Source organism: Telluria mixta (assembly GCF_029223865.1).
GTDB classification, from domain to species: Bacteria; Pseudomonadota; Gammaproteobacteria; order Burkholderiales; family Burkholderiaceae_D; genus Telluria; species Telluria mixta.
The window spans coordinates 3,226,754-3,243,095 of sequence record NZ_CP119520.1 but is presented as its reverse complement, the minus strand read 5'-3'; the positions used below and the strand labels follow the sequence as shown (position 1 = coordinate 3,243,095).

12 protein-coding genes are annotated in these 16,342 nt (G+C 66.7%); 9 read left to right on the top strand and 3 right to left on the bottom strand.

What is annotated here, in order from left to right; translation table 11 throughout:
* Window positions 1–20: 20 nt before the first annotated feature.
* On the bottom strand, window positions 21–1,526 hold the full coding sequence (locus P0M04_RS14395) for a DHA2 family efflux MFS transporter permease subunit (RefSeq protein WP_281042454.1): 1,506 nt from the start codon (window positions 1,524–1,526) through the stop codon (window positions 21–23).
* A gap of 118 nt (window positions 1,527–1,644) precedes the next feature.
* The gene (locus P0M04_RS14390) at window positions 1,645–2,763 is read right to left on the bottom strand and encodes an HlyD family secretion protein (RefSeq protein WP_259449939.1); all 1,119 of its coding nucleotides are present in this window, start codon (window positions 2,761–2,763) and stop codon (window positions 1,645–1,647) included.
* Window positions 2,764–2,888: 125 nt separating this feature from the next.
* Between P0M04_RS14390 and P0M04_RS14385 the strand changes: the two genes are divergently transcribed.
* The 9 genes from P0M04_RS14385 to P0M04_RS14345 all read left to right on the top strand — a co-directional run bounded on the left by P0M04_RS14385 (window position 2,889) and on the right by P0M04_RS14345 (window position 14,752).
* Window positions 2,889–3,542, top strand: coding sequence for a TetR/AcrR family transcriptional regulator (locus P0M04_RS14385; protein WP_259449938.1), 654 nt, complete (start codon window positions 2,889–2,891; stop codon window positions 3,540–3,542).
* Window positions 3,543–3,673: 131 nt separating this feature from the next.
* The gene (locus P0M04_RS14380) at window positions 3,674–3,859 is read left to right on the top strand and encodes a hypothetical protein (RefSeq protein ID WP_259449937.1); all 186 of its coding nucleotides are present in this window, start codon (window positions 3,674–3,676) and stop codon (window positions 3,857–3,859) included.
* 166 nt (window positions 3,860–4,025) lie between these two features.
* Window positions 4,026–4,445, top strand: coding sequence for a DUF2141 domain-containing protein (locus P0M04_RS14375; protein WP_259449936.1), 420 nt, complete (start codon window positions 4,026–4,028; stop codon window positions 4,443–4,445).
* A gap of 14 nt (window positions 4,446–4,459) precedes the next feature.
* Window positions 4,460–5,953, top strand: a complete 1,494-nt coding sequence (locus P0M04_RS14370; protein ID WP_259449935.1) for a carotenoid oxygenase family protein — start codon at window positions 4,460–4,462, stop codon at window positions 5,951–5,953.
* A 12-nt stretch (window positions 5,954–5,965) separates the two neighbouring features.
* Entirely contained in the window at window positions 5,966–7,075 is a 1,110-nt protein-coding gene (locus P0M04_RS14365) for a sensor histidine kinase (protein ID WP_259449934.1), read from the top strand.
* A 64-nt stretch (window positions 7,076–7,139) separates the two neighbouring features.
* Window positions 7,140–7,895 (top strand): LytR/AlgR family response regulator transcription factor, encoded by a 756-nt coding sequence (locus P0M04_RS14360; protein WP_259450089.1) that lies wholly within the window; start codon window positions 7,140–7,142, stop codon window positions 7,893–7,895.
* Window positions 7,896–8,145: 250 nt separating this feature from the next.
* A complete protein-coding gene (locus P0M04_RS14355; protein WP_259449933.1) occupies window positions 8,146–10,380 on the top strand; it encodes an NADP-dependent isocitrate dehydrogenase in 2,235 nt (744 codons plus the stop codon).
* Window positions 10,381–10,616: 236 nt separating this feature from the next.
* Window positions 10,617–11,168 (top strand): PEP-CTERM sorting domain-containing protein, encoded by a 552-nt coding sequence (locus P0M04_RS14350; RefSeq protein ID WP_259449932.1) that lies wholly within the window; start codon window positions 10,617–10,619, stop codon window positions 11,166–11,168.
* Between the two features lie 23 nt (window positions 11,169–11,191).
* Window positions 11,192–14,752, top strand: a complete 3,561-nt coding sequence (locus P0M04_RS14345; RefSeq protein WP_259449931.1) for a pectinesterase family protein — start codon at window positions 11,192–11,194, stop codon at window positions 14,750–14,752.
* Here P0M04_RS14345 and P0M04_RS14340 read toward each other — a convergent pair whose 3' ends face one another.
* The gene (locus P0M04_RS14340) at window positions 14,753–16,336 is read right to left on the bottom strand and encodes a DUF4139 domain-containing protein (protein ID WP_259449930.1); all 1,584 of its coding nucleotides are present in this window, start codon (window positions 16,334–16,336) and stop codon (window positions 14,753–14,755) included.
* Window positions 16,337–16,342 lie beyond the last annotated feature (6 nt).

The window sequence follows — 16,342 nt, the reverse complement described above, 5'->3', positions numbered from 1 at the left end:
TTTATCCATTTATCCTTGGTTCAGTGGCCACCGCCACCGCCGCCGCTGGGCGACTTGAGCTTGTCCGAGAACCACAGCGGGATGATCGCCACGAGCAGGATCATGCCGACGATGAAGAAGCCGTCGTTGTAGGCCATCACGAACGATTCCCTCCGCACGATGCGGTCGATGGCGCCGATGGCCTGCTGGGCCGCCGTCGCCGGGTCGAAGCCCTTGGCGAGGAACGATTGCGTCAGCGCGTCCAGGCGGGCCTGCGTGGCGGCGGAGACCAGCGAGACCGACTCGCCCAGGCGCTCCGAGTGGAAGTGCTCGCGGTTCGTCAGGGCCGTCGCCAGCAGGGCGATGCCCACCGAGCCGCCCAGGTTGCGGGTCATGTTGAACAGGCTCGATGCCGACGTCATGTCCTTCGGCGGGATGCCGGCCATGGCGAAGTTCGACAGGGTCAGCATCACGAACGGCTGGCCCAGCGCGCGGATGATCTGCGACAGCATCAGCTGGTCGTAGCCCGTGCTCGCATCCATGTAGGCGTTCATCAGGCACGAGACGCCGAACAGCCCGAGGCCGAACGAGCACAGGATGCGGTTGTCGATCTTCTGCGACAGGCGCGCCACGAACGGCATCACGAACAGCTGCGGCAGGCCGACCCACGCGATCACTTCACCGATCTGCATCGGCGAGTAGCCCGCGATCTGGCCCAGGAACAGCGGCAGCAGGAACGACGAGCCGTACAGGCCCATGCCGATGACGGCCGACAGCACGGTCGCGACGAGGAAGTTGCGCTGGCCGTACAGGCGCAGGTTGACGAACGGTTCCGGGCGCGAAAACCCGATCACGACCCAGCCGAGGATGCCGACCAGCGCCAGCGAGGCGAACGTGATGATGAAGCCGGACTCGAACCAGTCCTTCGAATTGCCCTCTTCCAGGAAGATCGTCAGGCTCGCGAGCCCCGTCGCCATGAACGCGATGCCGAGCCAGTCGGCCTTGACCAGCGCCTTCAGGTCCATGGGCTCGCGGTCGATGCCCCAGTACATGCCGGCGATGAGCAGCACGCCCGGCACCCAGTTGATGTAGAAGATCGACGGCCAGCCGTACAACTCCGTCAGGTAGCCGCCCAGCGTGGGGCCCATCGCGGGCGCCAGGGTGGCGGTCAGGCCGAACATCGCCATGCCGACCGCGCGCTTGGCCGGGGGCAGGCGCGTCATCACGAGGGTCATCGCCATCGGGATCAGCGCGCCGCCGGTGAAGCCCTGCATCATGCGGAACACGATCATGCTGGACAGGCTCCAGGCCGCGCCGCACAGCGTGGAAAACACGAGGAACAGCGCCGTCGTGAGCATCAGGTAGCGGCGCTGGCCGAGGGCGCGCACGAACAGCGCCGTCATCGGGATCACCACGATCTCGGCGCACAGGTAGGCGGTCGAGATCCACGAGCCCTCCTCCTGCGTGGCCGACAAAGTGCCGAGGATGTCGCGCAGTGACGAGTTGGTGATCTGGATGTCGAGCACCGCCATGAAGGCGCCGAGCATGCCGGCCAGCACCGCGATCCAGGTGCGCGCGTCGATGTGCGCACCGTTCGCCGGGGCCCCGCCGGCGCGTTGTGCGCCACCGGTTTGGTGATCGTCGTGGACATGATGCTTCCCTGTGTTATTTAGCGGCGGCAGTCTTCTGGCGCAGGTCGATCTCGACGACGGTCGACATGCCCGGCACCAGGCGGCCCGCGTACTTCTTGAGGTCTTCCGGCGCAAACGTGATCTTCACGGGCACGCGCTGGACGATCTTGGTGAAGTTGCCGGTCGCGTTATCGGCCGGCAGCAGCGCGAACTGGTTGCCCGACGCCGGCGCGAAACTGTCCACGCGGCCGACCAGTTCGTGCTTCGGCAGCGCGTCCACCTGGATGTTGACCTGCTGGCCCGGCACGATGCCCGGCAGCTGCGTTTCCTTGAAGTTGGCGACGACCCACACGTCGTCCTGCACGATGGCGGCCAACTGCTGGCCCGGCTGCACGCGCGCGCCCACTTCCACGCTGCGCTTGCCGACGCGCCCGGAGACCGGCGACACGATGCGGTTGTAGCCGAGCTGCTGCCGGGCGTCCTTCAGCTGCGCCTCCAGCACTTTCACCTGCGCCTCGAGCACGCCACGCGCCGACGTGGCGGCGGCGATCTGGGCCTGGGCGGCGCTGGCGTTGTCGCGGCGGGCCGTGACGTCGGCCGTGGCGCCCGCGCGGGCGGCAGTGGCGGCATCGACTTCGGCTTTCGAGACGGCCTTCATCTGGGTGTTGTACAGTTGGCCGTAGCGCTCGGCGTCCTGTTTGGCGCGCACGAGGTTGGCCTGGGCTTGCACGACCTGCGCCTGCGCGGCCGAGGCCTGCGCCCTGGCCTGCTGGATGGCGGCGTCGGCCTGCACGATCTGCTGCTGCACGCTGGCGATCTGGGCCTGGATCTGCTCGACCTTCACGCCCTGGTCGGCCGGATCCAGCTCGGCCAGCACGTCGCCGGCCTTGATGATCTGGTTATCCTCGAACAGCACTTTGGTTACGACGCCCGGGATGCGTGACGACACCGGGTGCACGTGGCCCGTGACGTAGGCATTCTCGGTCTCGACGAAGTTATGGCTGCGGTACCACATGCGGCCACCGGCGGCCAGCGCGGCGGCGGCGATCAGGCCCACCACGATCAGCACGCGCTTCGGAGGCCCCTTGGCGGCATTGGCCGGTGGGACGGCTGCGGCCGGCTTGTGGTCGACCGTGGTTTGCGTATCAGGCATGTGAAACTCCGAAAAGAAATGAAATGTGTTCATCGCATTATTGGACAAGTTTTTGCCAAAGTCAAGAAATGAAACGATTGCATTTCATTAGAGATTCCACTAGCATGGAGCCCATGGACAAACATATGCATGACGCATCCGAATGCCCCGGCAAGGGCGCGGGCCGGCCGAAGGCCGCCGATGTCGAGGCGCGCACGCAGGAGTTGCTGCACACCGCCGGCACCCTGTTCCTCAAGAACGGCTATACGAAAACGAGTCTCGAATCGATCGCCCGCGCGGCGCACGTCGCGGTGCGCACGATCTACGTGAAATTTGGCGGCAAGGAAGGCCTGCTGGCCGCCGTGCTGGCCGCCAAGCGCCACCGTTTCTTCCGCAGCCAGCCGATGGAGACGGATACGCGCCCGCTGCGCGAGATCATCGACGACTTCGCGCACCAGATGTACGCGCTGATCACGTCGCAGGAAGCGATCGACCTGCAGCGCATCGTGCTGGCCGAGGCGCCGACGAACCCCGAACTGGCCGAGGCGTTCTGGAACAGCGGGCCGCGCATGACGCGCGAGATGCTCAGCCGCTTCTTCGCCCGGCCGGACATCCGCGCCCAGTTGCGTCCCGGCCTTCCGTTCGACCTGCTGCCCTGCCACCTGATGAGCACGATCACGGGCGAACTGGCCATGAACCTCATGCGCCCGCACCACGTCATCGACCAGGAAAAGGCGAAGCGGGACCTGGAAGGCAGGCTCGAATTGTTCTATTACAGCATCCTGCCGCCAAGAACTTAATTCCTTTCAGAAAAGACAATGTGCGTCATCGCACCGACCTAATCGGTGGGAACAGGTAGCCTGTGGTCTTTGAAGGAGGATGTCATGAACAAAACCAATACGAAGACGGCAGTTCGCCGCAAGGAGGGTGCATGAGCAAGTCGTCCCGTTATGAATGGCGCGACCAGCAGGCCGCGCTGCACGAGCGCATGAAGGGCTTCCTCGCCAACCCCAGCAACGAGCAGATCGAGGCCATCGTCGCCGAGATGCGCGCGTATGCGGATGCCGCACAGAGCGGCAGTATCGAGATTCCGCAGCGCTGGACTGCGTACAGTTGACCTTATAACTTTCTTGTTTCCCGATCGGCAGGCAGACGCCTGCCGTTTTCTTTTGGCGCCTCACCGCTGCATTTCGCGCCGCCCCGCTGCATGTCGTCGGATCGCCGCCAGCGCGATCCCGCCCCTGGCTACAGTGTGTTCACCAACACAACAACTGGAGCCCATCATGATCCGCACCGCCCTCTTGACCCTGGCCCTCGCCGCCCCGTTCGCCGCGCAGGTTACGCATGCCGCCGATCTCGTCGTCCACGTCGACAACGTCAAATCGGCGTCGGGCCAGGTCATGGTCGCCCTCTACGACAACGCCGACGCCTTCCTCAAGCACCCGGTCCGGGCGGAGAAGGCGAAAGCCGACAAGGCCGGCACGACGCTCGTGTTCCACGACGTCGCGCCGGGCGACTACGGCCTCGCGGTGTTCCAGGATATCAATGACAACGGCCGCATGGACCGCAACCTGATGGGCATCCCGACCGAGCCGATCGCCTTCAGCAACAACGCCCAGGGCCGCATGGGCCCGCCTGACTTCGCGGCCGTGAAACTGGCCGTGCCGGCCGCCGGCCTGGACACGTCCGTGACCCTGCGCTGATCGGGGAGACCGCCATGCAACGCCGCCACTTCCTCAAAGCCGGCCTCGGCTTCGCCGCCCTCGGTCTGTCCGGCCTCGCCCGCGCCGACGCCTACACGACGTACCAGCGCTTCCACGCCGCCCTCGCCCGCGACCCGGAGCTGACGGTGTACGCGAACCTGGAAGGCAACCAGCAGGGCCACGCCCACGTCGAAGGCCGGATCCCGGGCGAGCTGCAAGGCACGTTCTTCCGCAACGGTCCCGGCCGATTCGAACTGGGCGGCGAGCGTTACCACCACTGGTTCGACGGCGACGGCTACGCCCAGGCCTGGTGCATCGACGGCGGCACGGTGACGCACCAGGGCCGCTTCGTCGAGACCCGTAAATTCCTCGACGAGTCCGCCGCCGGCCAGTTCCTGTATCCCGCCTTCGGCACGGACATCGCGCGGCGCGGCTTCCGCGACAACGACAGCCTGAACACGGCCAATACGAACCTGCTGCCGTTCAACGACCGTCTGTACGCGCTGTGGGAAGGCGGCTCCGCGACGGAGCTCGATCCCGCGACGCTCGCCACGATCGGCATCCACACGTGGCGCGACGACCTCGCCGCGATGCCGTTCTCCGCCCATCCGAAGGTCGAGCCGGACGGCACGCTATGGAACTTCGGCGCCCTGCCCGGCGGCGACAAGCTCGCCCTGTACCGCATCGGTGCCGATGGCAAGGTGAGGCAGGCGGGCGTGATCGACGTCCCGAAACTCGCGCTGCAGCACGACTTCGCCGTCAGCGCGCGCCACCTCGTGTTCCTCGTGCCGCCGTACGACATTTCGGACGACAAGAATCTGAGCCTGGCCGACCGTCACGTGTGGGCGGCAGAGAAGCGCGGCGCCCGCATCGTGGTGGTGGCCAAGGACACGCTCACGATCCGCCGCGTCTACGACCTGCCGCCGCGCATGGCGTTCCACTTCGGGAATGCGTGGGACGAGGCCGGCGGCAACGTCACCCAGGTCGACCTCGTGCTGCACGACGGCGATTTATTAAAGGCGGCGAGCCGCGTGATGGAAGGCGAGCGCGAGCCGAACCGGCCCGCGCTGCATGCCGCCGTACGCATCAGCCTCGATCACGCCAGTGGCAAGGTGTCCACGACGCGCCTGCTCGACGGCGCCGAATTCCCGCGCGTGATGCCGCAGGTCGTCGGGCGGCGCCACGGCCGTCTCGCGATGCTGTCCAGCGATGCGCGGAACACGTCGCTGATGCTCGACACGGTGAACGTCGTCGACGTGGAGCGCGGCCGTGCGGACAGCTGGCGCTTCGCCCCCGGCTGGCGCGCCGAGGAACACGTACTCGTGCCGCGCAAGGGCGCCCGGTCCGAAACGGACGGCTGGCTCGTGGGCGTCGCGCAGGACACGAACACGGCCACGAGCGTCTTGAGCGTGTTCGACGCGGCGCGCGTGGCCGCGGGTCCGGTCGCGCTGGCGCGGCTGCCCTATCGCACGCCACATTGTTTCCATGGTAACTTTCTGGCTGCTTGAAACAAGGACACCATGCCGACACCCGCCACGACCTCGATGCACCCGCTGGAATCGTTCGCGCCCTTCCGGCGCTGGCGCCCTTCGTCGCTGCGCAACCTCGTCTACACGTTCGTGTGGAACGGCATCATCGGCGTCGCGCTGACGTGCGTGGCGCTCCTGTTCGGCACCCGCGCACCGGTCGCCACGCTGCTGACGGAAATGCTGTTCGCATCGAACGTGATCGGCTTCCTCATCCACGGCATGGTGCACCTGCTGCGCCGCATCGCGCCCGGACGCAACAGCGCGGCCATGCGGGTCGCCAGGCTCCTGCTGACGGCATGTTGCGCCCTGCTCGGCCTGGCGGTCACGGACACCGTGTTCGGCGGACGCAGCACCTTCGATGCGCTGCTGCACACGGGCCTGATGGCGCGCTACCTGCCGGGCGCCGTCGTGGTCGCGCTGCTGATGGTCGGCGTGCTCACGGCCGGCGAGCGCCGCGTCGCGCGCGAGATCGAGGCCGCGCGCCAGCAGGAGCAGATTGCCGAGGCGGCGCGCCTGCTCGCGGAAGCGAAGCTGCGCACCCTGCAGGCCCAGATCGAACCGCACTTCCTGTACAACACGCTGGCCAACGTCGTGAGCCTGATCGGTTCGGACCCGATCCGGGCCCGCCACATGCTCGAGCGCCTGATCGATTTCCTGCGCGCGAGCCTGTCGGCCAGCCGCGCGGAACATGCGACCCTGGGCGCCGAAATCGACCTCGCCCGCGCCTATCTCGACCTGCTGACCGTCCGCATGGGCGCCCGGCTGCGCTACCGCATCGACGTGGACGACGCCTGCCGCGCCGCCCCCATTGCGCCCATGCTGATCCAGCCGCTCGTGGAAAACGCCGTCATGCACGGCATCGAGCCGAAGGTGGATGGCGGCACGATCGTCGTGCGTGCACGCCGGGTCGATGCCGGCGTGTGCGTGGAAGTCCTGGATGACGGCGTCGGCCTCGTGCCGGCGGCACCGCGACCAGGCGGCGGCGTCGGCCTGTCCAATCTGCGCGAGCGGCTGCGCAGCTTGCACGGCAATAACGCTCAGCTACAATTGCTCGAAAATCAAGACGGAGGCGTCACCTCGCGTCTGATCCTGCCCGTATAACCTGTTCCATCGAGGTCCCGCCATCGATCCCATCCGCGCCCTGCTTGCCGACGACGAACCGCACCTGCTGGCCTATCTCGAAGAACAACTGGCCGCCGCCTGGCCCGATCTGCGCATCGTCGGGCGCGCCGGCAACGGCATCGAGGCGCTGCGCCTGATCGACGAACTCGCGCCCGACGTCGTCTTCCTCGACATCCAGATGCCCGGCCTGACCGGCCTCGACCTCGCCGCCCGCCTCGTCGATGACGCCAAGGCGCCGCGCGTCGTGTTCACGACCGCGCACGAAGCGTACGCGCTGCAGGCGTTCGAGCACGCCGCGTTCGACTACCTGCTGAAACCCATCCGCCTGGAGCGGCTGCAGCGCACCGTCGAACGGTTGAAAGAAGCGCTGGCGGCACCCGCACCGGCCGCGCCGTCCGCCGACATGCTGGCCGGCCTGCTGCGCCAGCTCGGCATGGCACCGGCCGCGCCGGCTGCCGCGCCCGCCCCGGCCGCGCCGCTGCAATGGATCCGCGCCGCGCAGGGCCAGGAAACGCGGCTGATCGCCATCGACGAAGTCATTTACTTCCAAAGCAACGACAAGTACACGAGCGTGTTCGTGGCCGACGGCGAGCACCTGATCCGCACGCCGATGCGCCAGCTGCGCGACCAGCTCGACCCGCAGCAGTTCTGGCAGATCCACCGCGGCGTGATCGTCGCCGCGCGCCACGTCGCCGGCACGCGCACGGACTTCCGCGGCCGGCTGCTGGTGAGACTCAAGGGCCGCGACGAGCAGCTCGTCGTCAGCCGCAACTACGCCGACCTGTTCCGCCAGATGTAAATCCCACATTACGAAAAGGCCTTTCACGATCTGCTTCGCCTTTACGAAAAGGTCGTGCATAATAGCGGCTGTCCTATGTCTTATATAAGACTTAGTCGCACGGCAACATGCGACATGCGTGGCCGCCGGATCGATGTTTGACGGAGTATGATCCTCGATCTGTTCACCACCTTGGCATCCGTGGCCCGGACAGCCGATGACATTTTAGAAATAGTATTCCAAACCCTCCCGCACATCGAGGAACCAGCGTATGAGCAGTGATCAGACCATCATCTATACCCTAACCGACGAGGCGCCCCTGCTGGCCACCCACGCCTTCCTGCCCGTCGTCGAGACGTTTGCCAAACCCGCCGGCATCCGTATCGAAGAGAGCGACATCTCCGTCGCGGCGCGTATCCTGGCCGCCTTCGCGGACCGCCTGCCGGCGGACCAGCGCGTGCCGGACACGCTGTCGGAACTCGGCAAGAAGACGCTGCAGCCGGATGCCAACATCATCAAGCTGCCGAACATCTCGGCATCCGTGGGCCAGCTGCAGGCAGCCATCAAGGAACTGCAGGGCAAGGGCTACAACATCCCCGACTACCCGGCGGATCCGAAGACGGACGAAGAAAAAGAGATCAAGGCCCGCTACGGCAAGTGCATCGGCTCGGCCGTGAACCCGGTCCTGCGCGAAGGTAACTCGGACCGCCGCGCGCCGAAGGCCGTCAAGGAATACGCTCGCAAGAACCCGCACTCGATGGGCGAATGGTCGCAGGCATCGCGCACGCACGTGTCGCACATGACCCATGGCGACTTCTACCACGGCGAGAAGTCGATGACGCTCGACCGCGCGCGCGACGTCAAGATGGAACTGATCACCAAGAGCGGCGAGACCATCGTCCTGAAACCGAAGGTCTCCCTGCTGGACGGCGAGATCATCGACTCGATGTTCATGAGCCGCAAGGCCCTGCTCGAGTTCTACGAACAGCAGATCGAAGACGCGCACAAGACCGGCGTGATGTTCTCGCTGCACGTGAAGGCGACCATGATGAAGGTGTCGCACCCGATCGTGTTCGGCCACGCGGTCCGTACCTTCTACAAAGAAGCCTTCGAGAAGCACGGCGAAACGCTGGCGGCCCTGGGCGTCAACGTCAACAACGGCATGGCCGACCTGTACAACAAGATCGCCAAGCTGCCGGATTCGCAGCGCGAAGAAATCATCCGCGACATCCACGCCTGCCAGGAACACCGCCCGGCGCTGGCGATGGTCGACTCGGCCAAGGGCATCACCAACTTCCACTCGCCGAACGACGTGATCGTCGATGCATCGATGCCGGCAATGATCCGCGCCGGCGGCAAGATGTACGGCGCCGACGGCCGCCTGAAGGAAGTCAAGGCCGTGATCCCGGAATCGACGTTCGCCCGTATCTACCAGGAGATCATCAACTTCTGCAAATGGCATGGCGCCTTCGACCCGCGCACGATGGGTACCGTCCCGAACGTCGGCCTGATGGCCCAGCAGGCCGAGGAATACGGCTCGCACGACAAGACCTTCGAAGTGCAGGAAGACGGCGTGGCCAACATCACCGACCTGGCGACGGGCGAAGTGCTGCTGTCGCAGAACGTCGAGAAGGGCGACATCTGGCGCATGTGCCAGGTGAAGGACGCCCCGATCCGCGACTGGGTCAAGCTGGCCGTTACCCGTGCCCGCAACTCCGGCATGCCGGCCGTGTTCTGGCTGGACCCGTACCGTCCGCACGAGAATGAACTGATCAAGAAGGTCAAGACGTACTTGGCCGACCACGACACCAACGGCCTGGACATCCAGATCATGTCGCAGGTGCGCGCGATGCGCTTCACGCTGGAGCGTGCCTTCCGCGGCCTGGACACCATCTCGGTGACCGGCAACATCCTGCGCGACTACCTGACCGACCTGTTCCCGATCCTGGAACTGGGCACCAGCGCCAAGATGCTGTCGATCGTCCCGCTGATGGCCGGCGGCGGCATGTACGAGACGGGCGCCGGCGGTTCGGCACCGAAGCACGTGCAGCAGCTGACCGAAGAAAACCACCTGCGCTGGGACTCGCTGGGCGAATTCCTCGCGCTGGCCGTGAGCTTCGAAGACCTGGGCCTCAAGACCGGCAACGCGAAAGCCAAGCTGCTGGCCAAGACGCTGGACGCCGCCACCGGCAAGCTGCTGGACAACCGCAAGTCGCCGTCGCCGAAGACCGGTGAACTCGACAACCGCGGCAGCCAGTTCTACCTGTCGATGTTCTGGGCCCAGGAACTGGCCGCGCAAACGGAAGACGCCGAACTGGCCGCCTACTTCGCGCCGCTGGCCAAGCAACTGGCCGAGAACGAGCAGAAGATCGTCGCGGAACTGATCGAGATCCAGGGCAAGCCGGTCGACATCGGCGGCTACTACAAGCCGGACAATGCCAAGGTCAAGGCCGTGATGCGCCCCAGCGCGACCTTCAACAAGGCACTGGAAAGCGTCGGCGCCTGATAGCGTCCTGCTCTCCGTAGTCCTCCGAAACCCCGGCTCCGCATCATGCGGGCCGGGGTTTTGTTTTTTCCGGCTTTTTAATTGGTCAAACCAATTCCAATTCTGGTCTAAAAATATTTAAACTGGCCCGACCAATTTAAATATCCTCGTGCTAACATTTCCCGACCTGGCGGCCCGGCATCCCGGCCAGGCACCGCCACGGCTCATCGGGAATAACAATGAAAACGACTACAATCTTGGAGACCCTGGTCCTGGCAGCCCTTGCCACCGGCCCGGCACAGGCAGCACCGCTTTCCCTGCAAGACGCCCGCATCACCGCCACCTACAACGGCAGCGCAGCCGACGTCCTCGGACTCGACCACCTGTTCGCCCAGGAACCCGGCAGCAACACGAGCACGCTCGACCCGACGAACAGCGGCGTGGAATTCCTCACGGCCGACTTCCTGTTCGGCTTCGATTTCGCCACGGACGGCACACTCACCATCTACGAGAACATGCCCGTCCCCGCCGGCGACTACAAGCTGACCTTCGACTTCGGCGCGACGCTCCCCGCCGCGATCACCAGCTTCACGCTGCTGGACGGCAGCGCGGTCGACGGCGTGCCCGGCCTTGCCGTCGTCGATGGCCACACCATCGCCGTCGACCTGGGCGGACTCGCGTGGCACGGCGACTTCGGCGCCATCACGGCGCGGATCGGTGCCGCGGATGTCCCCGAACCCGCGGTCCCCGCCCTGCTGCTGGCCGGCGCCGCCGGTCTCGCATTCAGCCGCCGCACCCGCCGCACCTAAGCCACGCCTGCCAGGAGACTTTCATGAGATACGCACGTATCAGGGCGGCGCTCGCGCTCGCCGCGCTCTGCCTTACCGTCAATGGCGCCAACGCCGCCACCGACCCGGCCCGCGCCACCGCGCCGCCCGACGGCTGGGCGAGCCAGGGCGGCGGCACCATCGCCGGCGCCAACGCCGCCCTGGAGCAGATCTACACGGTGACGAACCGCGCGCAGCTGCTCGCGGCCATCGCCAACGGCGGCACGACGCCCAAGATCATCAAGCTGTCCGGCCTTGTGGACATGACGGAAGGCCGGCCGTACACGAGCACCGCCGACCAGTCGGCCCGCGGCGCCATCCGCCTCAAGAGCAACACGACCCTGATCGGCGACGGCGCGAATTCAGGCCTGGTCAACGGCCACATCATCCTGTCGAACGTCAGCCAGGTCATCATCCGCAACCTCAGGATCCAGAACCCGTGCGACGTCGGCCCCGTGTGGGACCCGACGGACGGATCGACCGGCAACTGGAACGCGGCCTATGACGCCATCGGCATCTCCGGCTCGGACCACGTCTGGATCGACCACAACTCGTTCACCGACGCGCCGGTCACGGACAACTACCTGCCCATCGAGAACGGCCACGTGAAGCAGTGCCACGACGGCGCCGTCGACATCACCAACGCGTCCGACTACGTGACCGTGTCGTACAACGTGTTCGGTGAACACGACAAGAACAACCTGATCGGCTCGAGCAGCTCCGCCACGGCCGACGAGGGCAAGCTGCGCGTCACCTTCAGCAACAACGTGTTCCGCGCGATCCAGTCGCGCGCGCCGCGCGTGCGCTTCGGCCAGGTCCACCTCTTCAACAATTACTATGTGGGCAGCAAGACGGCCGACGTGTACAAGAATAGCTACAGCGTGGGTCCGGGCACGAATGCGAAGATCCTGTCGAACGCGAACGTGTTCGAGATCGCCGGCGCGACCGGCTGCGACAGCGTGATCCGCAATCCGGGCGACGCCACCGCCGGCACCTTCAAGGACACCGGCTCGCTGCTGAACGGCGCGGCACTGGGCGCGTGCACGGTCTCCAGCGCGACGACGTGGACGCCGCCTTACGCCTACACGCCGCGCCCGGCCGCCCTCGTGAAAGCGAACGCATTGGCGCAGGCCGGCGGCGGCAAGCTGGCGACGGCAATCACCGGCACCGGCAAGACCACCATCGACACGGGCCCCGCGCTGAACTGCCCCGCCACTGGCCTGTACTTCTGCGACGATTTCCAAAGCGGCAGCACGGCCAAGTGGAACCTGCTTCCCTTATCTACGCCGACCTCCGGCGCGAACGGCATGTTCAGCGTGACGGAAGAAGCGGCGGGCAGCGCCAGCAAGGTGCTGCAGTACACGGCCGCGACGACAGGCGGCGTGCTCGCGCTCGTGAAGCCGGACGCGTTCGGCGGCGTACCGTCCGCCGACTATTACGTGGAAGCGCGCATCCGCCCAATGGCCAACGGCACGACGGGCAACAAGCTGCTGTACCTCGTCGCACGCTATGCCGATGCAGGTAACTGGTACGGCGCGGGCCTGAACGTCCAGAGCAGCACGACGAGTACCCAGGTCGAGATCGCGCGCATGCTGAACGGAACACTCAGCCGCCCGAAACAGGTCAAGGCGCCGATCGCGATGGATGCCCAGTTCTACACGGTCCGCTTCGAAATGATCGGCACCACGCTCACGGTGTACCTGGACGGGAAGAACCTCGGCAGCGTCACCGATGCGTCGTTCGCGCAGCGTGGATCGATCGGCCTGTACACGGCCAATAAATCGTTCCAGGTCGACGACGTGCGCGTGGGCGACCCGCGCCAGAAACCCGTGCAGCTGACGCTCGATCCGGCCGCGACGACCTACACGGCCGAAGCGGGCGATGCGCCTTTGAACATCGCCGTCACGGCAGTCACGGCGGACGGCACGGCCGACAGTTTCAACGTCGCGTCCAGCAATCCGGCCGTCGTCGGCGCGAGCGCGAACGGCAACACCGTCACCTTGACGCCGCTGTCCGCCGGCACGGCCGGCATCGTCTTCACGAGCGGCTCCGAACCGGGCCTCACACGCACGATCGCGGCGACCATCGGCGCGCAATTCGTCCAGCCGACGCAGACGTATGCGCTGCAGGGCGCCAGCAGCCCGGCCGCGCAGGCGGGCGCGGTCAACGTCGACACGGTCCTGAAGCTCACCTTCGACAGCCCGCCGACACTCGGTACGAACGGCAGCATCCGCATCTTCCGCAAGGCCGACGATGCGCTCGTCGACGTGATCCGCACGAGCGGCGAGACGGACGCCCTCGGCTACCCCGGCCAGGCCCTCGTGCGGCGCGTGAACACGGCGCCGATCCGCATCGACGGCAACACCGTGCGCATCACGCCGCACTCGGGCAAGCTCGCCTACGGCACGGAATACTATGTCGCGATTGCCGATGGCGTGTTCACGAACACCTCGCTGGGCGGCCTGCCCTTCGTCGGTATCGGCAAGCTCGGTGGCTGGTCGTTCACGACGAAGGCGGCCGCGCCGACCTCCAGCACGGTCACCGTCGACGACGACGGCAGCGCCGACTTCCGCACCGTGCAGGGCGCGCTGAACCACGCGATGCAGAACTTCGCGAAGACGGCGCCGGTGACGATCACCGTGAAGAACGGCACCTACGACGAGCTGCTGTACCTGAACGGCAAGGACAACGTCACGCTCAAGGGAGAAAGCCGCGACGGCGTCGTGATCCGCTACACGAACAACGAAACGCTGAACTCCGGGACCGGTAGCAGCCAGTCGCCGACGGTGGCCGGCTCGCCGGCGGGCGGACGGGCCGTCATGCTGGTCGAGAACGCGGACATGCTGGTGCTCGACACGCTGACCCTCGCTAACACGACGATCCGCTCGGCGTCGATCTCGGGCCAGGCGGAGACGCTGTACTTCAACAGCGACACGCGCCTCGTTGCGAAGCACGCGAACTTCACGAGCGAGCAGGACACGCTGAACCTGAAGGGCTGGGCGTGGTTCTACGACACGCTCGTCGCGGGCAACGTCGATTTCATCTGGGGCAGCAGCCACGCGGCCCTGTTCGAGAACAGCGAGATCCGCAGCGTGGGCGACAGCGCCAACGCATCGAGCGGCGGCTACGTGCTGCAGGCGCGCGTGCCGGTGGCGACGGACATCGGCTACGTCTTCCTGAACAGCGCGCTGACGCATGGTCCCGGCCCCGGTCCGAACCACGGCGACGTGCCGGCCGGCGCGACGTATCTGGCGCGCAGCCCGGGCACCACGAGCACATGGGACAACGTCGCGTTCGTGAACTGCCGGATGGATGCGCACGTGGCGCCCGCCGGCTGGGCGGGCCAGGGTGTCAATAACCAGCCGGCGCCGAATCCGGCCGTGGCGACGGCGGACGCCGGCTGGCGCGAATACGGCAGCACGACGCTGGGCGGCACGCCGCTCGACCTGCGCACGCGCGTGGGCGGCTACGTGCTGTCCGATGCGGACGTGGCGAACCGTTTCGCCACGCGCGCCAAGGTATTCGCGGCCTACGGCGGCGGCGCGGGGTGGAATCCGCAGCCGTGATCAGGGCAAGCCCTGCACGTAGCCCTCTTTCGGATAATCGATGACGTAGTCGACGTCGAAGCGGGCCGTCTCGTTCGGCTTCAGGGTCCGCGTCCATCCGACCAGTCCGCGCCGCTGCTCCCAGTCGCGGACGTCCGGTTCCGGACGCAGGGCCGTCTTGACGGTCACCTTGTCCGACTCGCTGACCGGCGTCGGTTCGAGCACGAGCACGTCGATGGGCTGGCGATGGGTGCTCGTCACGACATACGTCTGCGCGATGCGGCGCTGGTTGGCGCCGTTGAAGAAGCCCGTCCGGCCCGACTTGCGGTCACGGTCCTCGACTTTTACGCGCACGAGCGGATCGCGTCCGAACGCCAGCCGGAACCGCTCGCCCGCCTGCGGGTCCCAGCGCAGCGCGCCGACATAAGTGCCGTCGCGCTGCAGCTGCACCTGGCCGGGCAGCCAGACGCCGTCGGGCCGGGCCGCCTGCGCCGTCAGGACCGCCGCATCGTTGCCGCTCCTCGGCGCGACGAGGACGCGCTGCTCCGCCTTCAGGGTCTGGCGCGACAGGCTGACGGCGATCTCGCGGCCGTCCGATGCCAGGGTGACGCGGGCCGGTACCTCGAACTCGGTGGTGAAGTTCCCCTGCGATTCCAGGATGGGGGCGATGTAGTCGTCCTGTTTGCCCTCGGGCGGAGGCGGCGGCGCCGCAGGCGCTGCGGGAGCCCGCATGGCGTGGAACATGATGGAATCGTTGGCCCGGGTATCCACCGGCGGCCGGTAATCCAGCAGCCACGGCTCCGGATCGGGCGCGACCACGACGAGGCTCGGCTGGCCCGTCGACAGGCGCAGCTTCACGTTGGTCCAGTCCTCGCCCGTCTTTTGCGAAATCGTCGCCATCCGCTCCAGGTCGATGGTGGCCGCACTGGAGTCCAGCGCGGCCCGGTACGCCGGCTTCCAGCCCGCGCGGTCCACCTGGTAAGTCAGCACGATCTTCCCGCCCTGCCGGGCCGCCACCTGCACCGTGATCGTCCGGCCCGCGCGTGCGCCGGCCTGCGCCTGCGCGAGCTCGCGCCTGGCAGCGTCGAGCTGCTTCGTCAACGCGCGCTTTTTCGTCTCGTCGTTGCGCACGCGCTCGAGCGCATCGAACGCGCCCTTGCGGATCGCATCGAGCGTGCCGGCCAGGTTCTTCGCATCGACCGGCGCGGCCTTGTCGCCGCCCGTGCCCAGCTTTTCGAGATAGCCCTGGACGATCTGGGCCGACTTGATGTCCGCGTCGATCGCGGCGACCTGGTCCTGCAGCGCCTGCACCTTCGCCTCGAGGTCCGCCTCGCGTGCACTCGGGCTGTCGGCCCTGGCCTGGTCGCGCGTGACGACCTGCCCGACCTGGATGCCGGCATCGGCCTGCAGCCGCACGGTGTCCTTGTCGAAGTTGGCGGGCAGGCCCGTGATCTCGACCTCCGTCGCGCCGGGTGCGACCTGCGCGACGCGCTCCACGGTGGCGCTGCCGGGATACAAGGTGACGCTCTGGATCGGGGCGTCCACCGCCGCGGCGGTCGTCACAACGAACGCCAGGCCGACTGGCCATGCCTGCTTGAATTCCATGATGCT